Genomic DNA, 20,476 nt, shown 5'->3' on the forward strand with positions numbered 1-20,476 from the left:
AAAAGATAAATCCCAAAAAGATAATTTCCCGCCACATCAGCAGGAAAAAACACTCCAACAAAAAGCACATATACAGGAAGTCTTGCGCCACAACTCATAAAATTAATAATAAAAAGAGTTAATAATCTATCTTTTTTATTTTTTAAAGTTCTTGTAGCCATAAATGCAGGCACTGAACAGCCAAAACCCGTGATTAAAGGGATAAAACTTTTACCATGTAAGCCAAATTTATATAAAATTCCATCTAATAAAAATGCAACCCTAGCCATATATCCGGTTGTTTCAAGTAAGGCTATACCAAAAAATAAAATCATAATATTTGGTAAAAAAGTTATAACCGCACCAACCCCACCTAAAACACCATCAGCTAAGGCTGAAGCGATGAATTCATTGCTAATATTATTTTTTACCATATCGCCTAAATTAGCAAAAAACATTTCTATATAATCCATAGGGATTTGACCTAAAGTAAAGGTTAGTTGAAATAAAACCCACATAAAAAACAAAAATATAGGAATTCCTAAAAATTTATTGATTAAAATAGAATCTATTTCTTTGGTATGATTTTTATACTTAACACCCTTACTTAAAACCTTAGCACATATACCATTTGCAAAAGCAATCAGCTCTTCTTTAAAAATACTTTCCATATCTTTGCTATGATATGCCATATAAATTTTTTCTAAAGCTTCATCAAGTATTTTTCTCAAAGCGTGCGAAATGACTATATTAGCTTCATTTTTAAGTAAAGCAAGCGCTAAATCTTTTGTAGAAAAATTTAAATAAGTAATTTCATTTTGATTTAAAAATTCACTTATTTTTGCGAGTTCTTCTTCTATGATATCACTATAAACACGCTCTTTAGCTTCGAATTTAGCTTCATGGGTTGAAATGATTAAATCCAAAAGTGTATTTAGATTTTCTTTGGTTTTAGCGCACACGCCAAGACAAGGCGTATTTAGAAGTTGGGATAAAATTTTAAAATCTATACTAAAACCCTCATTTTTAGCTTCATCTTGCATATTTAAAGCCATAATCATTTTAATTTTAGCTTCTATTAAAGACGCACTCAAAATCAAATTACGCTCCAAATTTGTAGAATCAAGCACATTTACTACAAGATCAAAATTACCCTTTTTTAAAAATTCTTTTGTGATTTTTTCTTCTTCGCTATAACCATCTAATGCATAAGTTCCTGGTAAATCTATAAATTTAAACTCATAATTTTTATAAATTAATCTAGCCTCAGCCTTTTCAACTGTAACACCGCTAAAATTTCCAACTTTCATATTAGCTTTACAAAGTGCGTTAATTAATAAACTTTTACCAACATTTGGCTGACCTACTAAAGCAACGATGATTTCTTTCATTAGAACTCTTTTGAAATTTGTATTATTTTTGCTTCACTTGAACGTAAAATCACGCAAGTTGTATCAAGTTCTACCATAATAGTAGAATTTGCTATGGAAGAGCGAATTTTTTTAACTTTTTTGTTTTTTGCAAAACCAAAACTAAAAAGTCTTGCTTGGAGTTGTTTATCTGCTTCAAAACCTACTATAAGAGCTTCTTCATTATCTTTTAATGTATCTAAAGTCATGTTTTTCCTTACAAAAACTAAGATAAAACATTATATAAAAAATTAAATTATTTCTTTTTTAAAATAATAAGCAATCTCAAAAAAATGAGATTGCTAGAAATCAAAACCATTTAGATTTTCTAAATTTTGGAGCTTTTTGACTAATTCCTCAGCCTTTTCTAAAGAAAGTGCTATGCTAGCATTAGAAAGAAATTTATCTTTTAATTCATCAAAACTTAAAGGATTATCAAAATTTCCTTTATTTATAAACACATCTTTTTTAATTACTCTTCCATCATTTAAAACAGCTTCTAAATGCCCTGGAAAGTATTTAGGGAAACCGCTAGATTTTTTCTTTTCATAGCTAATTTTTTTAGCAAATTCTATTACTTCACTCCTGCTTAAATCTTCATAAGATTTTAAAGTGATCTTGCCATCAAAAAATGCCAAAGCCATTAAAAAAGGCATAGAAAATTTGGCCGCATAAGCACTTTGTGGAGTGTATTTTGCTTCTATTGGATCACAGATAAATGAAATTGGCACCTCATCTACAAAGCAATGTATACTTTTGATATCTTGTGCTTTTAAGCCATCATTTCTTAAACTCATAGCACAATCAATAAGCCCATGTGCAAAATGACAGCTTGGATAAGGTTTTAACGAAACTTGCATTACTTGCCAAATTTCATTCAAGCCCTTGCAAAGTTCATTTTTATCACACTCATCTTCTAAGCCAAAAGTTCTAAAGATATTATCCCTTCCTTCAAATATACTCAAAGGACCGCTCATATTAGCTTTTGCGCAATTTGCTACTAAAATTCCATTTTTCAAAGCATTAGCTATGTGTAAAACTTTAGAATTAGACCCATTAGATAAAAACTCATTCACCCCACTTGCAAAACTTCCTGCTAAACCTAGTGCATTGATGATTTGTTCTTTGTTTAAATCAAGCAAAACACAGCTTGCAGCCACACTGCCAAAAATTCCTGCTATAGCTGTAGTATGAAAGCCGCGTTTATGGAAACTTCCTTTGCTTGCTATACCCACTCTAGCAGCAATTTCCCAACCAACAATAAAGGCTTTTAAAACTTTTTTTCCATCCTTACTTACACTAAATCCATAAGTTAAACAAAGTGGAGTTAAAATAGCACTAGCGTGCAGAATAGCTTCAGTATGAGTATCATCAAAATCAAGGGCATGTGCTGCGATAGCATTTACCATCGCAGCATAAATTACATCAAGCTTTTTATCTTCGCTCCAAATTTTTTCACTAGGATTTACGCTTAAAGCTTCAAAGACCTTAGTTGCATTTAAAACACAAGCTTCATTTTTAGCAGCTAGGGCTGTTCCTAGTGCATCAAGCATAAGCTCTTTTGCTCTTTGCTTTACTTCACTAGGAATAGCTTCATAATCTAAATTTATGATAAATTCGGCTAGTTTTTCACTTAAATACATTTTTTCCTACTTTAGAATTTGTGCATTAGCGATTTTTTCTAAGAACTCATCAACTAATTTTGGTGCATAACCTACATAAGTTGTAGCATCCATTAAAACATCAATATCTTTTTCACTTAAAACCTTACTTACACGCTCATCTTCAAGTAAAACTTCTTTGAAAGTTTTATGATTTTCTATACCTCTCATAGCATTTTCATAAACAATTTCATGTGCATGTTGTTTACCATAATGATCACTCAAAGCAAACATCACGCGCTCTGCTAACACAAAGCCATTAAGCGTATCAAGATTTTTTAACATTTTATCTTTTTTAACTTCTAAATCATCAAAAACAAATTTCATATTTGCTAATACCACTGAAAGCATTAAAAATGCTTCTGGTAAAAGCTTCCATTCCATTTTCCAAACTTGGCCATCTCTTTCATGCTCATGTCTTTCTATATCGCTTAAAATTGCAATATTAGCTCTTAGGGCATTACTTACAGTCACTGCGTTTTCACTTACTGCAGGATTTCTTTTATGAGGCATAGTAGAGCTTCCTACTTGACCTTTTCCAAAAGGTTCAGCAATTTCATCAATTTCATTATGAGCTAAGATTAAAAGCTGATGTGCGATTTTGTTAAAGGTTGCATTGATATTGCCTAAAACATAACCAAGCTCGATAAAACGATCTCTTGCTGGTTGCCATGAGATATCAGGAACTTCTAAACCTAAGCTTTCTAAAGTAAGTTTTTCTACTTCATTAGCCTTGTCACTTAAGCTTGCTTTAGTTCCCACTGCACCTACGATTAATCCTACATATAATCTTTTTTCAAGTTCAATAATTCTTTCATAGTGGCGATTAAGCTCACTAAGCCAAATGGCAACTTTGTGTCCAAAAGTTATAGGTAAAGCTTGTAAAGCTAAGGTTCTTCCCATCATCGCTGTATTTTTATGCTCTTTTGCGATTTTTGCTAAATTTTTAGCTATATCTTTTAAATCTTGTTTGATTAAAGCCATAGCTTCTTTAAATTGTAAAACTATGCCTGTATCAATGATATCTTGCGTTGTTACACCAAAATGCACATATTCACCAAGACCATTTTCGCAAGCTTTTTCTAAACCACGCACAGTAGGTACTAAAGGGTGTTTAGTCTTTTTAAACTCAGCAAAAATAAAATCCATATCCATAAATTTATAATGCGCTTTTTTAGCTATTTCTATAGCTGCTTCATTAGGGATAATGCCAAGTTTTGCTTGAGCTTTTGCCAGGGCAGCTTCTACATCAAGCCATTTTTGAATTCTATTTTCTTCACTAAAAATAGCTCTCATTGCAGGGGTGCTCCAAGAATCTTGAAGCAACCTCATATCAAATACACTCACACCCATGTTTTATCCTTTAAAATTTATTTTTTCAAATGCTTGTTTTAAATCAGCAATCAAATCCTTACTATCTTCAAGACCTATATGAAATCTCACAAAAGGTCCTCTAGCACTCCAATCTGTTGCTGTTCTTGGCGGAGTAGTAACAGTAGCTAAACTCTCATATCCACCCCAGCTTGCACCGATTGAAAAATACTCTAAATTATCTACAAACTCAATGGCTTGTTCTTTAGAAATGCCATCTGCAAATTCAATCGTTACCATACCATTAGCACCTTTATGATCGCGCATAAAAACTTCATGGTTTGGATGAGTTTTTAATTTTGGATAAAAAATTGTTTTAACTTCTTTTCTACTTTGTAAAAACTCTACTACCTCATCTGCACTTTTTTCATGTGCTTTCATTCTTACATCTAAAGTTCTCATACCACGAAGCACTAAATAAGCATCATCAGGACTTGTAGTAAATCCTAAAGCTTCTGGCAATTTGTCAAAATTTTTCCATTCTTTTTCATTAATCACTACTATACCCATGGTTACATCTGAATGCCCACTTAAGTACTTAGTTGCGGCAATTACTGAAATATCTACTCCAAGCTCAAGCGGATTTAAAAAATACCCGCTTGAATAAGTATTATCAATCGCTACTGGTATGTTATGTTTGTGCGCAATTTCGCAAAGTTTTGGCAAATCTATGATTTCATAAAGTATAGAACCTGGGCTTTCACAAAGGATTAATTTTGTGTTTGGTTTGATCTTTTCTTCTACATCAGAGGCATCAGCTTTTAAAAAGTCAATTTCTACACCCATTTTAGTTAAAAATAAATCACAAATTGTTCTAACAGGTCCATAAATAGCATCAGTGATTAAAAAATGAGCATCTTTACTAGCATAATTTAAAAGCACCATAGCTAATGCTGCAAGTCCTGTTGGGAAAAGTTGCGCTCTATAGCCACCTTCAAGCTCACAAATTAGTTTTTCAAGCTCAAAATTAGTTGCTGTTCCTCTAGCACCATAACTTAAAACACGCTCATTTTTTCTTAGCTCGCGGTATTTTTGCCAAGTAGCATGATCTTTAAAAAGTATAGTTGATGCACGCATTAAGGTTGGATTAACTGATCTTACTTCGGCATTTTGATCGCCTCTTCCTAGGTGGATTAATTTAGTTTTGTTGTTCATTTTGTACTCCTTTTTATAGATAAATATAAGTCATAATCACATTAACAATAGCAGCCACAAGCATAGGAATAGCTGTTCTTTTTACAACTTGTAATGGATTTACTTTAGCTATAGCCGAAATTGCCAAAATAGCAGGTGCAATAGGTGAAACACATCTGCCAAAACCTGTCATGATTTGAATAGGTGCTATCATAGCTATGGTTTCAACCCCAAAAGATTTTGCTATATTTGGGATAAGTGGTGCAAAAGAAAAAAATGCTGCATTTCCTGAACCCATTAAAAATGCACACACAGCAAGTAAAATAGAAACTGCTATAATAATAGCAAGCACTCCAAAACCTGCATCTTTTGCAAAGCCTATTAAAGTATCTACAAAACCAACTGATAAAAGTCCATTTGCAAAAACTTGACCACAAACGATCAAAGAAACTGTAATTACAAACAAATGTCCCATACCTTTGAAAAATACCATGATAGAATTTAAAGTATCAATCAAACTTCTATAACGAATGATTTCAAAAATAATTGCAATAAAGGTTGAAATCATCATTGCAACTGGCACATTCATTCTAATTGCAGTAGATGAAGCGGCTTTAACTTCTTCCATGGTTGCAAATCCCATTAATACCATAATGCTATCTAAAACACTACTAAAACCCAAAATTAACACTAAAGGTATAATAGGTAAAATCGCATAGATTCTAGGTGGTTTTTTCACCTCTTCTTTTTTGCTATCATTTTCTGATAACTCTTTTTCTATCTCATCACGATTAAAAACAAAATTTTCTTTTTTATCAAAATATTTTGAGCAAAAATAAATCACAATACCCACTGCTATGATAATAGGCACAGTTGTAGGAAGCTGATAATGCACAAAATATACCGCAGGATCAATTTCAGCTGTTTTTGCAGCTAAAATCACATTACCACTGCCTGGGCCATGGTCAATGTATTGACAAATAGCGATAATTGAAAGCGCAGAAAGCTTAGAAACACCTGAGCGCACTAAAATAGGATACATTGTAACCATAAGCAAAAGTGCTAAACCTGCATGTGAAGGTATAAAAAGTACCAAAAACTGGATTACAAAATATGAAACTAGCAATAAAACATAAGGTGATTTTACTGCCTTTAAAGGTCTTTCAAATACCTTAAATAAAGCATAACTTGCACCCACATGATCCATATAAGCAGAAAATCCTGCTATACACATTAAAGTAAGTCCAAGCCCTGCTAGAGTGCTTGACATATTTGTATTAACAACTTGGAAAATATCAAAAAGTCCTAAATGCAAAGATTGCTTTTCACTAATGATAGGAGAAAGTCCAAAAATTCCTGCTAGAGATAGCAAGAATAAACCACTTAAAAGCAACGCCATATGGGCGTTGATTTTTTTATAGAGCATAAAAACAAGTAAAAATACAGAGCATCCTGCAAAAACTAAACCCAACATGCTCTATCCTTTATGAGCAATAACCTCTATCTCCACTTTTGCTCCCTTAGGAAGATCTTTTACCGCAAAAGCACTTCTTGCAGGATATGGAGCTGCGAAAAATTCAGAATAAACCTCATTGAAAGCCACAAAATCATCAATATTTGCTAAAAAGCAAGTCGTTTTAACTACATTGTTAAAATAAAGATTATTTTCTTCCAATATAGCCTTAATATTTAACAATGATTGTCTTGTTTGCTCTTTCACATCTTCACTTTCTATATTTCCGCTTTGTGGATTAATAGGAAGTTGTCCTGAAATAAACAACAAACCATTAGCTTCTCTATAAGCTGAATATGGTCCTATAGCCTTTGGATAATTTGCCATGTATACTCCTTGTGTTTAAATGAAATAATAATATAATATTATCATCATAATAATAAATTGTCAATATTTTTTTATCATAATAATAATTTTTTTTATTGTTGTAAATATTAACAACTTTGATGAAAATATTTTGTAAAATAACAAAAAACAACAAAAAGGTCTAGATCATGGATGAACAACAAAAAGAATTATTTATCAAACTTACTCAGTTTTTAGGACAGGTGCTTGGAGATCAATACGAAATCGTTTTTCATGTGATTTCAGATGAGGGTTCATATATAGCAGCTATTGCAAATAACCACATTAGCGGAAGAACAATTAATTCTCCACTAACCTCTTTTGCAAGTGAGCTTGTACAAGAAAAAGAGTATTTAAATAAAGACTTTTTATGTGATTATAAAGCAAAGGTTGGAAAATCTAAGATTGTTACTGGATCAACTTTTTTTATAAAAAATCAAAATAAAATTGTGGGAATTTTATGTATAAATCACGATACCACAGAGCTTAGAAATGCTATTAGTAAAATCATAGAACTTGAAAAAATCAATGATTTTAGTGATTTATTAGATATTCATAATCAAAACAATGTAAATTTACACAATGTGAGTAATATAGAAACACTTAGTCATTCTATAGAAGATATTTTAGCTGAAAACATAGATTTAAAATATTTAAATTCAGGATATAACTTAAGCACTGAGCAAAAAGATGAAATTATTAAAAAGCTTCACTCAAAAGGAATTTTTAACATCAAAGGAAGCATACCTATAGTTGCTAAGTCGCTTAATATATCAGAACCTAGCGTCTATAGGTATTTACAAAAACTTAAAAATAGCCTTTAATAACTAAAAAACTATTTGTGATATAAAATAAGCGCTTACAACAGCGCCGATAATTAGAGCAAAACCTGGTCTTAAATAAGAGTGATTGATCACAAATTTTCCTATTTTTGTTGTGCCTGTTCTATCAAAAGCCACACATGCTATTTGATTAGCACCTGGGACTATAAAATCTCCACTCACACAAGGATAAAGCACGATAAGAATTTGAGGAGGAATTCCCAAACTCACGCCCAAAGGCATCAAAGCTGCTACTGTTGCAGCTGGAGAAAAAATCACCATAGAAAAGGCAAATAAAGCCACTCCAAATAAATACGGATAATCCTCTACAATATGTGATAAAGAATCGCTAAATAAAGGTTTATAAGCTTCAAAAAATGTTCCTGTCATCCAAGCTATACCAAAAACCCCTACAACTCCTATAAGTCCTGATTTAAATACAGAAGCTTCACCAAGTTTATTAGCAGGAACTTTAGCAAAAAGCATGATCAAACAAGCTGTTGCAAGCATGATCATTTGGATTAAATTTGGAGTAGAAAGTCTTTCTATTTTACCATTTGCAAGCTCATAATGAGGCAATAAATTCGTAAAAGTTCCAAAGAAAATAATGGTTAAAATCCCCAAAGCAAATATCAATAAAGCTCTTTTAACCTTAGGATCTGCTTCTTGTTTATCTTCTTGTTTATCTTGAGTTAAAAACTGATATTCCCCTGCTCTTACTCTTCTTTGAAATTCCTCATCTTGCTCAAGCTCTTTTCCTCTTTTAAAAACACTCAAACAAGCACATACAACACCAATTAAAAATGCTGGCATTACCACAGCTAATATTTGAACAAGCCCTACGCCACTAACAGCTAAAATAGCCACCATACCTGCAGTGGCTGCACTCATAGGAGAAGCCACTACTGCAATACCTGCTGCTATAACTGAAACCGAAAGTGGTCTTTCAGGGCGAATTTTAGCTTGAGCAGCTACTTCAGCAATCACTGGATAAACAGAAAAAGCTACATAAGTAGTACCACAAAATATTGTAAAAGTGGATGTGATTAATGGACCCATAAAAACAATAGCTTGAGGTTTTTTCTTTAATGCTTTTTCAGCTATTTTTACTAGTAAATCAAGCCCACCTGCACTTTGTAAAACACTCACACAAGTAATCACAGCAAGTATAATAAACACAACACTTACAGGAAGTGAAGCTGGTTGCATACCAAAGACTAAAACCAAAATACACATACCAAGTCCACCTGCAACCCCAAGTCCTATACCGCCATATCTACCACCTATGGCTATCATAGAAAAAATAATAAAAAGTTGAAGTATAAAAATAATATCCATCTAATCTTCGCCCTTATTGTTTATTTTTTACATTTATCCAACAATTCTTTTGCATGTTCAATTTGCTCTAATACAACTTTAGTTCCTGTACCACCATAAGAAAGTCTTGCATCTATACAAGTTTCCAAAGCAATTGCTTCATAAATATCTTCTTGGATATTTTCATTAAATTGATGGAATTCTTCCATGCTAAGCTCTTCAAGCATTTTTCCATGTTTAATACAATAATTTACAGCACCACCAACTATACTATGAGCTTCTCTAAATGGTATATTTTTTCTTACTAAATAATCAGCCATATCTGTGGCATTTGAAAATCCTTTTGCAGCTGCTGCTCTTGTATTATTAGCATTTACTTGCATTTTTTCTATCATAGGAGTTATGATTTTTAAACTTGCCATTAAAGTATCCATAGAATCATAAACTTGAGCCTTATCTTCACTCATATCAGTATTATAAGCTAATGGAATACCTTTCATAATAGTTAGCATTGCCATAACATTACCATACATTCTACCTGTCTTACCACGCATTTTTTCAGCTACATCAGGATTTTTCTTTTGAGGCATTATGCTTGAACCAGTACAAAAATCATCACTTAATTCTATAAATTTAAAATCTTGGCTTGAGAAAAGTATAAGCTCTTCACAAAAACGACTAAGGTGCATAAAGCACATTGCAGCAATAGTAGTAAATTCAACCATATGATCTCTATCACTTACACTATCAATGCTATTTTCTGTTGGTTTAGTAAAGCCTAGTTCTTTGGCGCAAAAATGTCTGTCTATATTAAATGTGGTTCCACCAAGTGCAGCCGCTCCTAAAGGACACTCATTCATTCTTTTATATAAATCTTCAAAACGAGAATAATCCCTACTTAACATCCAAAAATACGCCATAATCCAATGTGAAAAAAGCACCGGTTGACCCGTTTGTAAATGTGTATAACCTGGCATAATAGCTTTGATATTTTTTTGAGCTTGATGGATGATTTCTTCTTGCAAAGTAGTAATTTGAGTTAATACTTCTTTAATAACGGCTCTCATGTGAATTTTTGAATCAAGTGTAGTTTGGTCATTTCTACTTCTTGCAGTGTGAAGCTTTCCGCCTACTGGGCCTACGATTTGTGTCATTCTTTTTTCTACAGCCATATGAATATCCTCATCAGCTATATCAAAAACAAAGGTTCCATTTTGAATTTCTTCTCTGACTTGTTCTAAACCCTTGATGATAGTTTTTGCCTCATCTTCTTTTATAATACCTTGTTTTGCAAGCATAGTGCAGTGAATTATACTTCCTTGTATATCAAAAGGAGCAAGTCTTGGCTCAACTGGCAATGATGCTGTATATTCTTCAACTAATTTGTTTGTAGGCAAATCAAAACGCCCACCCCATAATTTTTCTGTTTTGTTAGACATTTGTTATCCTTTCATTAAAAAATATGGGATAATTTTATTTAGTTTTGTTTTAATCTAGCTTAATTTTTTTATCTTTATAATAAAAAATTCTAAAAACTTAGATTTAATCAAAAAAATTATTTTCTTTTAATAATTTTTTAAATAATTATGAGAAGTTTAAATGTATTGTAAATTTTAACTATTTTTTAAAAATTTTCAGTATTGTAAAACACATTTTTTTAAGAAAACTTTTTTTAGAATGCTTTGTTAAAAACTCTACTATATCTCTATGCCCAAACATTAGTGCAAAAGTAAAAGGTGTCATACCCAGACCGTTGTTTTCATCAATATTTGCTCCATGTTCTACCAAAAGCTTACACATAGGCAAATATCCTTTAAAACACACCCCTGCTAATGGGGTTTGTCCTCTATCGTTTTTCTCATCTACTCTAGCATTATTTTCTAGCAAAAACTTAGCACATTCATAAGCATTATGATAACTTGCAAGCATTAAGAGACTATCACCTTTATGATTTTTTAAATTCACACTCAAACCTGCTTCTATCATAATCTTCAAATTTTGTAAATCATTTTTTCTTGCGTAATCAAAAGCCATAGTGCAAAGCTCTTGAATTCTTTTTTCTTCTTCATTGCTAAACATATTTTTCCTTTATAATCTTTAGTTTGCCACTTTAAAAGTGGCAAGTAAAAATTACATTTTTAAAGCTTTTTTAACACCATTTGCATATTCACTTGAAATTTTTTCAAAATGACTTAATGCTCTAGCAATGATTTTTTCTTCAACCCCATTCATAGAAGCTGCTATGTTTTTAAATAACTGCTCTTTTTGATCTTGATTCATTATATTAAATAAAGCTCTTGGTTGGGTGTAAAAATCATCATCAAGTGGAGCATATCTTTGTGCATTACCTTCAAGTGCTAAGTCAGGCTCAAGATAGCTTTTATCTTCTTTTGGACTATCATCATAACTATTTGGTTCATAATAAGCTGGGCCATTTTTATAGGTATCAAAATTCATAGCTCCTGCTACATTATAAGTATTTACTTCGCTTTTTGCACGATTAACTGGTAATAAATGATAATTTGTTCCTATGCGGTATCTATGTGCGTCAGGATAAGAAAAAATTCTAGCTTGCAGCATTTTATCAGGACTAAAACCAATACCAGGAACGATATTGCTTGGACTAAATGCAGCTTGTTCTACTTCATTAAAATAGTTTTGCACATTTTTATTAAGTACTAATTCACCTACTTCAATTAAAGGCACAATACTATGTGGCCAAACTTTAGTTAAATCAAAAGGATTAAAACCTAGTTTTTCTACCTCATCTTCTTTTAAAACTTGAATTTGGAAAGTCCATTTTGGAAAATCTCCTTTTTCAATAGCTTCGTATAAATCTCTTTGATGACTTTCTCTATCATTTGCTATTAAATTTGCCGCTTCTTCATTAGTTAAATTTTTAATACCTTGCTTGGTTTTAAAATGAAATTTCACCCAAAATCTTTCATTTTTATCATTAATCAAACTATAAGTATGGCTTCCAAAACCATGCATATGACGATAGCTTGCAGGAATTCCTCTATCACTCATTAAAATAGTAACTTGGTGTAAGCTTTCAGGACAAAGGCTCCAAAAATCCCACGCAGCATTATTACTTCTTAGATGAGTTCTTGGATCTCTTTTTTGAGTATGAATAAAATCAGGAAATTTATATGCATCTCTTATAAAAAATGTCGGAGTATTATTACCTACTAAATCCCAATTTCCTTCTTTAGTATAAAATTTAATAGCAAAACCTCTCACATCTCTTTCTGCATCAGCTGCACCTGCTTCACCTGCAACGGTTGAAAATCTTATAAATAAAGGTGTATTTTCTCCAAGCTGTAAAACTTTTGCTTTAGTGTATTGAGAAATATCTTTTGTGATTTTAAGCTCCCCATAAGCACCACTTCCTTTTGCATGCACTGTTCTTTCTGGAATTCTTTCTCTATTTTGATGAGCAAGTTTTTCAAGCAAAATATAATCTTGCATTAAAAGCGGACCTTTAGCACCTGCACTTAGTGAATTTTGATTATCGGCTATGATATTTCCAAAATCATTTGTTAGTTTTTTCATTGTATCTCCTTTTTAAATAATAATTTTTATTATTTGATAAATTATATCCCTATATTATTAAAATAAAATTAAACGATAAAAATTATCATTATTTGAAGATCCAGGTATAAAATATTGTTATTTTCAAAAAAATAATCTTTTTTTAAGCATAATTATTTTTATTTTGTATTAAAATTGTTAAAAAATAAGAATAAATATTCTTATTTTAAATATTTTTACTACAAAATTAATAAAAAAAGGAGAGCTTATGGATAAGGAAACAAGAACTTATTATATTAAATTAGTTAAATTTCTTGCAGAAGCCTTAGGAAGAAATTATGAAATAGTCTTACATGATGTAAGCGAAGATGGAGCTAATATAGCAGAAATTGCTAATAACCATATTAGTAAAAGAACTATAAATTCGCCTCTAACTGGTTTTGCGATTGAAATGATTAAAAACAAAATCTATTTAGAACGTGATTATATAACACATTATAAAACCTCAGCTAAAAGCTCACAGGTAATGTCTGGATCTACATTTTTTATTAAAAAAGATGAAAAACTTGAAGGTTTGCTTTGTATTAATCATGATACTTCAGCATTTAAAAAAATCTCTGATGAAATTTTAAATCTTGGAAATATTTATGATAATTCTTATGAAAGTCCTGAGCAAGAAAATAAAGAATATATAAAACTTGATTTAGAAGAAATCGTTGAAGATATTACGGGTATGGATATTGAAAGTTTTAAAAGCAAAAGCTTAAAACCAAAAGAAAAGCAAAAAATGATAGCTAGTTTATACGAAAAAGGCGTGTTTAATGTAAAGGGTGTTATTCCTAAGGTTGCTGAGCTTTTGAGTATTTCAGAACCTAGTGTTTATAGACATTTACAAAAGATTAAATAATCATCATTTTAAAAAAATATAATTTTTGATACAATAACACTTTAAAATTTTATAAAAGGAAAAATATGGCTGATGATATGATGGATGAACAAGGCGAATCAAAGAAAAAAGGTGGTAATACTTTAGTAATCATTATCGTTGTATTTTTATTTGTATTTTTGCTTGTAATTGTAGGAGCAATTGCTTATTTAATGTTTAGCGGTGGTTCTGAAGAAAATCCTGCTCCACAAGCTGAAGAAAGTGCACAAGTTGCGCAAACTCCTAAAAAAACAAATGCAGTAGCAGCTAGAGGGAGTGATTATGCAAATATTGGCGTGATGTATCCTTTAGCACCTTTTACACTAAATTTATTAAGTGATGGTGGATCAAGATATGTAAAATGCACCATTCAACTTGAACAAAATGTTGAAACTCTAACTCCTGAGCTTGATAAAAAAGTTGCTATTATTAGAGATATTATCATTAGAACTTTAACTTCAAAAACCTTTGAAGAAGTAAGCACCACAAAAGGCAAAGAAAGATTAAAAGATGAATTAACTGGTAAAATTAATGAGGTTTTAACTGATGGTTTTATCAAAAATATTTATTTTACTGACTTTGTAGTATCTTAATGATAGGCTGTGACATAGTCGTATGCTCTCGCATAGAAAAAATTTATGAAAGACATAAAACGCTTTTCTTGGATAAATTTTTATCCAAGCAAGAGCAAAGTTATATAAAAAATACCAACACTCTAGCAGGATTTTGGGCTATTAAAGAAGCTGCCTCTAAAGCTTTGGGAGTTGGAATTTCCAAAGAATGTTCTTTTTTTGATATCATCATCTCTAAAGATAATAAAAATGCTCCACATATTAGTTTTTCTCAAAAAGTTATGCAAGAATTTAATATAAAATCAGCAAGTGTAAGCGTAGCGCATGATGGGGGTTTTGCTATAGCAGTAGTGGCTATAGAAACTAAGCAAGGTTAAAACCTTGCTTTACATATAAAGCCCACCATTGACTTTTAAAATTTCTCCTGTGATATAAGAAGAATGATCGCTTAATAAAAATGCCACAGCTTGAGCTACTTCACTTGCATCCGCAAAACGCTTTAAAGGGATATTATTAATATAATTTTGTTTTATTTCATCACTTAAAACTTCGGTCATATCACTTTTTATAAAACCTGGGGTAATGCAGTTATATCTTATATTTCTTGCTGCGCCTTCTTTAGCAAAAGATTTTGTTAATGCTATCATACCGCCTTTACTAGCACTATAATTAGTTTGGCCTGCATTTCCCATTTCTCCAACTATAGAAGCAATATTTACAACCGCACCAAAACGCTTTTTACTCATAGTTTTTAATGCCTCTCTACAACCTAAAAAGCTTGAATTTAAATTAGCATTAATCACTGAAGAAAAATCATCCATACTCATTCTAAGTGCTAATTTATCATTAGTAATACCCGCATTATTAACTAAGTAACTAAGTTCACCATCACTTTCTATTATGGTTGCAATAGCGCTTGTAAATTCTTCTTCAACACTTGCATCAAATTTAATCACAGCTGCAGTGCCACCACTTTTTTCTATCTCTTCTTTTAACGCATCAGCAAGCTCAGGCTTGCTTCTATAATTAATCCAAACTTTTAAACCATAACTTGCTAATTCTTTAGCTATTGCTGCACCTATACCTTTACTTGCACCTGTTATCAAAACATTTTTTCCACTAAATTTCATTGTTCTCCTTTAAATTAAAATAAAGCCTCATCCATTTCTTTTGGAATAGGCAAGTTTAAAATTTTAAGCACGCTTGGTGCTATATTACTAAGCCCCATACCCTCTTTGAGTTTATCCACTCCTTTAGCTTCTACAAAAGCAAAAACATCAAAGGTTGTGTGATTAGTGAGCATATTTTCATTTTCATCCCTCATCGCTTCACAGTTTCCATGATCTGAAGTAATAATAAAAGCATAATCATACTCTCTTGCTTTGGCAATAACCCTACCTAAACACTCATCCACACATTCAACCGCACTAATTGCAGCTTCAAAATCACCCGTATGTCCTACCATATCACCATTTGCAAAATTGACTACGATAAAATCCATGCCATTTTCTATACCCTTAAGTACCTCATCTGTGACTTCTTTAGCACTCATTTGAGGTTTTTCATCATATGTTTTTACCTTAGGACTTGGGATTAAAACTCTTGTTTCATTGCATTCTAATTCTTCTTTTCCCCCATTAAAGAAAAAAGTTACATGAGCGTATTTTTCTGTCTCAGCTGTGTGAAGTTGGCTTAAATTTGCATTAGCTATCACAGAAGCTAAAGTATTATTTAATTCTTCTTTTTCAAACATCACAGGCAGTTTAAAACTCTCATCATACAAACTCATAGTAATGGCATTTTTTACAAGCACTTCTTTTGGAAATTCATTAAAGCTTTCTTGAGTTAAAGAAGCAACTAATTGACGCATTCTATCATTTCTAAAATTGATAAAAATCACACCATCTTCAGTCTTAATTCCATCAAAGTTTTGACTAATAACTGGGCTTAAAAACTCATCTGTGATATTTTCATCATAGCTTTTTTGTATAAATTGTGCAAAATCATCACACTTTGGTGCCTTAGCAAATAAAGCATCATAATAAGACTTAACCCTATCATAGCGCTTATCTCTATCCATAGCATAAAATCTTCCCGATAAAGAAGCAAAATTAACCCTTTCTTTTTCACAAAATTCCTGTAAAGATTTTATAAATTCTAAACCTGAATTTGGAGGACAATCCCTACCATCGCTAATTGCATGTGCAAAAACTTCTTTATTTTCTTGCTTACAAATTTTTAAAAGTGCATTAAAATGTGTATGCATAGAATGCACCCCACCATCACTATAAAGCCCTATAATATGCACTCTTTTACATTTTTGTAATAACTCTTTTAAAGCCTTATTATCTTTTAAAGTGTCATTTTCTATGGCTTTATTTATCTTGACTAAATTTTGATAGATTATGCGTCCACTACCTATACACATATGCCCTACTTCGCTATTACCCATTTGACCTTCAGGTAGGCCAACTGCCAAGCCACTTGTTTTTATCAAAACATTAGGGGTATTTTCAAAAAGCTTATCATAAGTTGGCTTTTTAGCATGAAAAAAAGCATTATAGTTTGAATTTGTATTATGTCCTATACCATCTGTGATTATCAAAATACATTTTTGACTCATTTTTTACTCTTTTTTATAATTTATTTATGTGATTTTACTAAAATTATGCTTTTAAAAAACAAATATAAGGTTAAAATTTTGCTTTATCTTACAGAATATACAAATTATATGTTTTTTTCTTATATTAGTGTGCGTGCTGGTTTTGCATTTTTTATCGCTTTATTTTTGAGTTTATATTTAATGCCAAAATTTATCAAATGGGCTCAAAATAAAAAAGCAAATCAACCTATTTATGAATACGCTCCACAATCACACCAAGCCAAATCTCATACCCCTACTATGGGCGGGCTTGTTTTTATCTTTGCTACTATCATAGCAAGTGTTTTAAGCGCTGATTTAAATAATAGTTTTGTAATCGTTGGATTATTGTGTTTGATGTTATTTTGTACTATAGGCTTAGTCGATGATTTGGGTAAGATTTTAAAAAAAGACAATCACGCAGGACTAAGCCCAAAAATGAAACTTCTAGGACAATTTAGTGCTGCTTTTATCTGTGTTGGATTATTATATTTATTTGATATAAATACTGAATTTTATTTACCTTTTTATAAACATGCTATTTTTGATGGTGGTATGTTTATGCTGTTTTTATGGATTTTAGTTATTGTATCAAGCTCTAATGCTGTGAATTTAACTGATGGGCTTGATGGGCTTGCAACCGTGCCTTCTATATTTTCTCTTTTAAGCCTTGGTGCTTTTTTATATTTAAGTGGAAATGCTATTTATAGTTCTTATTTATTTTTACCTAAAATTCAAGGTCTAGGAGAACTTGTGGTGCTAAGCTCAGCTTTAGTTGGTGCGCTTATGGGATTTTTGTGGTATAACTGCTATCCTGCACAAGTTTTTATGGGAGATAGTGGGAGTTTAAGCATAGGGGCGTTTTTAGGCTATCTTGGCATAGTAAGTAAAAATGAAATTTTACTTTTACTGATAGGTTTTGTATTTGTTTTAGAAACTATTTCAGTGATTTTACAAGTAGGAAGTTTTAAAATCTTTAACAAAAGAGTATTTAAAATGGCACCTATTCATCATCATTTTGAAAAAATAGGTTGGGTGGAAAATAAAATCATCGTGCGTTTTTGGATGATAGCCTTACTTGCAAATATCATTGCATTAATTAGTATAAAGTTAAGATAATGAAAATTTCACTTTTTGGATACGGAAAAACAACTAAAGCTTTTGCACAGCGTTTTGGAAATTGCGATATTTATGATGATCATTTTACAAGTATAAGTAAGGATGAATTTAACAATACACTTTTACCACCTTGTGAATTTGATCCTTTAAAAAGTGACTTAGAAATTCCAAGTCCTGGCTTTCCAAATAATCATTCTCTCATACAGCAAGCAAGAAATTTAAGCAGTGAGTATGATTTTTTTTATGATGGTATGCCAAAAAGTGTTTGGATAAGCGGAACAAATGGCAAAACCACCACCACTCAAATGACACATCATCTTTTAAAACACATCAATGCACAAATGGGAGCAAACATAGGAACTCCTTTAGCACAAATGGACGCTAATGCTAAATTATGGATTTTAGAAAGTTCATCTTTTTCGCTTTTTTACACCAAAATAGCTAAACCTGAAATTTATGCGCTTTTACCTATCACACCTGATCATCTTTCTTGGCATAAAAGCTTTAAAAATTATGAGCAAGCAAAGCTTAGTGTGCTTAAAAGAATGAATGAAAATGATGTGGTAATTTTACCTAAAAAGTATGAGGCTTATCCAACCCATGCTTATGTTATAAGCTATGAAGATGAGCAAGATTTAGCTAAAAAAATGCAAATTGATTTAGAAAAAATTCATTTCAAAACCCCATTTTTACTTGATGCACTTATTGCCTTAAGTATAGAAAAAATCATACTAGATCGTTGCTCTTATGAGCTTTTAAATGAGTTTAAAATAGAAAAAAATAAACTTGAAGAAATATTTGATCATAAAAATAGACTTTGGGTAAATGATACTAAAGCAACTAATTTGGATGCTAGTTTAGCTGCTCTTAAACGCTATAAGGATAAAAAAATTCATCTTATCATAGGTGGCGATGATAAGGGAGTGGATTTAAGTGCTTTGTTTGCTTTTATGAAAGAGCTTAATATAGAACTTTATGCCATAGGAAAAAGCACTAATAAAATGCTTGAATATGCTAAAAATGCTAATTTAAAAGCACATTTTTGCGAGTTTTTACCTAAAGCAGTAGAAAAAATCAATCAAAACTTAACTAATGATGAAGTAGCTCTATTAAGTCCTGCTTGTGCAAGCTTAGATCAGTTTAAATCTTACGAAGAAAGAGGAGAGCTTTTTAAAAAATGTGTTCAAGAATTAAGCTAAATCTTTTTGAATACAAAATTTTAAAAACTCACATAAATTTATAAATTTCTCGCTTGGCTCTTTATTTTTATGATAAATCAAGCAAAGCTCTCTTGAAATTTTAAAATTTTTTAATCTTACTTCAAATAAGCTTTTAGCTTCAAGCTCTTCTTTAACGCTAAATTTAGGTAAAACCGCTAAAAAATTACCTTTTTTAACTAACTCTTTTATCATAGCAGTTGAGTTTAACTCATAAGCTAAATTAAGCTTTATATCTTTAGGCAAAGCATTTAAAAATACTTCTTTTGCGCCAGAACCTTGCTCACGACTTAGCCATTTAAAATCCTTTAACTCATCTATGAAAAATTCTTTTTTGAAGTCATTTTTACTCACCACAATAAGCTCATCATCACAAATTTTAACCTTTTTTATATCCTTATCTTTACAAATTCCTTCAATCAAACCTATATCTATTTCTTTATCTAAAATATCTTTGATGATATTTTGGCTATTATCCAAGGACAAATTTAGTTTGATATTTTCTTCCTTTTGATCTAAAAAAGATCCTAGTAAATAAGTACCTACATTTTGACTCACTTTCATACTTATTTCATAGCTTTGATCATCTTGCATTGCTTTTTCTATGCGTTCAAATTCTAAAATCAAAGGTGTAATTTGTTTTAAAAAAACCTTTCCTTTTTCATTTAAGCTTAAAAATTTAGCATTTCTATCAAAAAGCTTGGTGTTTAAACTTTTTTCAAGTTCAAATATAGCTAAAGACAAAGCAGATTGAGTTATATTTAATTCTTTAGCACAAGCTCTTAAATTTAAATTTCTACACAAGGCTTGAAAATATTTTATTTGTTTAAAAGTCATAAGCACTCTTTTGATAAATATTTTTAATCATTATATCAAATAAAATTAATTTTACTTATCATAAAAAAATCATTAAGATTA

The 20,476-nt window shown here is 31.1% G+C and carries 20 protein-coding genes; 6 read left to right on the plus strand and 14 right to left on the minus strand.

From position 1 onward, the window contains the following. The 7 genes from feoB to CAMP5053_RS01910 form a co-directional block, all read right to left on the minus strand. A partial coding sequence (gene feoB / locus CAMP5053_RS01880; RefSeq protein ID WP_337217168.1) for a ferrous iron transport protein B occupies positions 1 to 1,370 on the minus strand: 1,370 nt, incomplete at its 3' end. Next, a complete protein-coding gene (locus tag CAMP5053_RS01885; RefSeq protein WP_039617512.1) occupies positions 1,370 to 1,597 on the minus strand; it encodes a FeoA family protein in 228 nt (75 codons plus the stop codon). The genes CAMP5053_RS01885 and feoB, both read right to left, overlap by 1 nt. 93 nt (positions 1,598 to 1,690) lie before the next feature. Continuing rightward, positions 1,691 to 3,031 carry an MmgE/PrpD family protein gene (locus CAMP5053_RS01890; protein WP_263667092.1) on the minus strand — a complete coding sequence of 447 codons (1,341 nt, stop codon included), beginning with the start codon at positions 3,029 to 3,031 and terminating at the stop codon, positions 1,691 to 1,693. Between the two features lie 6 nt (positions 3,032 to 3,037). Next, the gene (gene purB / locus CAMP5053_RS01895; RefSeq protein ID WP_214099869.1) at positions 3,038 to 4,402 is read right to left on the minus strand and encodes an adenylosuccinate lyase; all 1,365 of its coding nucleotides are present in this window, start codon (positions 4,400 to 4,402) and stop codon (positions 3,038 to 3,040) included. Positions 4,403 to 4,405: 3 nt separating this feature from the next. Next, positions 4,406 to 5,575 (minus strand): cystathionine beta-lyase, encoded by a 1,170-nt coding sequence (metC, locus tag CAMP5053_RS01900; protein ID WP_263667093.1) that lies wholly within the window; start codon positions 5,573 to 5,575, stop codon positions 4,406 to 4,408. 13 nt (positions 5,576 to 5,588) lie between these two features. Then, complete coding sequence (gene dcuC / locus CAMP5053_RS01905; RefSeq protein WP_337217169.1) at positions 5,589 to 7,028, minus strand: C4-dicarboxylate transporter DcuC; 1,440 nt, start codon at positions 7,026 to 7,028, stop codon at positions 5,589 to 5,591. Between the two features lie 3 nt (positions 7,029 to 7,031). Then, the gene (locus CAMP5053_RS01910) at positions 7,032 to 7,394 is read right to left on the minus strand and encodes a Rid family detoxifying hydrolase (RefSeq protein WP_214099866.1); all 363 of its coding nucleotides are present in this window, start codon (positions 7,392 to 7,394) and stop codon (positions 7,032 to 7,034) included. A gap of 167 nt (positions 7,395 to 7,561) precedes the next feature. Here CAMP5053_RS01910 and CAMP5053_RS01915 point away from each other — a divergent pair, with 167 nt between their 5' ends. After that, the gene (locus tag CAMP5053_RS01915; RefSeq protein ID WP_337217170.1) at positions 7,562 to 8,236 is read left to right on the plus strand and encodes a helix-turn-helix transcriptional regulator; all 675 of its coding nucleotides are present in this window, start codon (positions 7,562 to 7,564) and stop codon (positions 8,234 to 8,236) included. A gap of 3 nt (positions 8,237 to 8,239) precedes the next feature. Here CAMP5053_RS01915 and CAMP5053_RS01920 read toward each other — a convergent pair whose 3' ends face one another. The 4 genes from CAMP5053_RS01920 to CAMP5053_RS01935 form a co-directional block, all read right to left on the minus strand. After that, on the minus strand, positions 8,240 to 9,571 hold the full coding sequence (locus CAMP5053_RS01920; protein WP_261529591.1) for an anaerobic C4-dicarboxylate transporter family protein: 1,332 nt from the start codon (positions 9,569 to 9,571) through the stop codon (positions 8,240 to 8,242). 20 nt (positions 9,572 to 9,591) lie between these two features. Next, entirely contained in the window at positions 9,592 to 10,989 is a 1,398-nt protein-coding gene (gene argH / locus CAMP5053_RS01925; RefSeq protein WP_337217171.1) for an argininosuccinate lyase, read from the minus strand. A gap of 178 nt (positions 10,990 to 11,167) precedes the next feature. Further along, positions 11,168 to 11,629 carry an ankyrin repeat domain-containing protein gene (locus CAMP5053_RS01930; RefSeq protein ID WP_261529592.1) on the minus strand — a complete coding sequence of 154 codons (462 nt, stop codon included), beginning with the start codon at positions 11,627 to 11,629 and terminating at the stop codon, positions 11,168 to 11,170. A gap of 51 nt (positions 11,630 to 11,680) precedes the next feature. Next, positions 11,681 to 13,105, minus strand: a complete 1,425-nt coding sequence (locus tag CAMP5053_RS01935; protein ID WP_337217172.1) for a catalase — start codon at positions 13,103 to 13,105, stop codon at positions 11,681 to 11,683. Positions 13,106 to 13,352: 247 nt separating this feature from the next. Here CAMP5053_RS01935 and CAMP5053_RS01940 point away from each other — a divergent pair, with 247 nt between their 5' ends. The 3 genes from CAMP5053_RS01940 (at position 13,353) to acpS (ending at position 14,958) form a co-directional block, all read left to right on the plus strand. Further along, complete coding sequence (locus tag CAMP5053_RS01940; protein WP_214125995.1) at positions 13,353 to 13,991, plus strand: helix-turn-helix transcriptional regulator; 639 nt, start codon at positions 13,353 to 13,355, stop codon at positions 13,989 to 13,991. Between the two features lie 65 nt (positions 13,992 to 14,056). Next, positions 14,057 to 14,602: a flagellar basal body-associated protein FliL gene (gene fliL / locus CAMP5053_RS01945; RefSeq protein ID WP_087700697.1), complete on the plus strand. Its 546-nt coding sequence runs from the start codon at positions 14,057 to 14,059 to the stop codon at positions 14,600 to 14,602. Further along, positions 14,602 to 14,958: a holo-ACP synthase gene (gene acpS, locus CAMP5053_RS01950; protein WP_214099858.1), complete on the plus strand. Its 357-nt coding sequence runs from the start codon at positions 14,602 to 14,604 to the stop codon at positions 14,956 to 14,958. Before fliL ends, acpS begins: the two co-directional genes overlap by 1 nt. A gap of 9 nt (positions 14,959 to 14,967) precedes the next feature. On the opposite strand, the gene fabG is transcribed toward acpS, so the two are convergent. Together fabG and gpmI are read right to left on the minus strand one after the other, a co-directional pair. Further along, positions 14,968 to 15,711, minus strand: coding sequence for a 3-oxoacyl-ACP reductase FabG (fabG, locus tag CAMP5053_RS01955; RefSeq protein WP_214099857.1), 744 nt, complete (start codon positions 15,709 to 15,711; stop codon positions 14,968 to 14,970). A gap of 14 nt (positions 15,712 to 15,725) precedes the next feature. Next, on the minus strand, positions 15,726 to 17,204 hold the full coding sequence (gpmI, locus tag CAMP5053_RS01960) for a 2,3-bisphosphoglycerate-independent phosphoglycerate mutase (RefSeq protein WP_337217173.1): 1,479 nt from the start codon (positions 17,202 to 17,204) through the stop codon (positions 15,726 to 15,728). 78 nt (positions 17,205 to 17,282) lie between these two features. Between gpmI and mraY the strand changes: the two genes are divergently transcribed. Then, entirely contained in the window at positions 17,283 to 18,341 is a 1,059-nt protein-coding gene (mraY, locus tag CAMP5053_RS01965; RefSeq protein WP_214126000.1) for a phospho-N-acetylmuramoyl-pentapeptide-transferase, read from the plus strand. Further along, positions 18,341 to 19,540, plus strand: coding sequence for a UDP-N-acetylmuramoyl-L-alanine--D-glutamate ligase (gene murD / locus CAMP5053_RS01970; protein ID WP_337217174.1), 1,200 nt, complete (start codon positions 18,341 to 18,343; stop codon positions 19,538 to 19,540). The genes mraY and murD overlap by 1 nt, the downstream gene beginning before the upstream one ends. On the opposite strand, the gene CAMP5053_RS01975 is transcribed toward murD, so the two are convergent. Next, on the minus strand, positions 19,532 to 20,395 hold the full coding sequence (locus tag CAMP5053_RS01975; protein ID WP_337217175.1) for a LysR family transcriptional regulator: 864 nt from the start codon (positions 20,393 to 20,395) through the stop codon (positions 19,532 to 19,534). The genes murD and CAMP5053_RS01975 overlap by 9 nt on opposite strands. Positions 20,396 to 20,476 lie beyond the last annotated feature (81 nt).

This window comes from Campylobacter sp. S4:11 (genome assembly GCF_024723695.1).
Lineage (GTDB): Bacteria > Campylobacterota > Campylobacteria > Campylobacterales > Campylobacteraceae > Campylobacter_D > Campylobacter_D jejuni_C.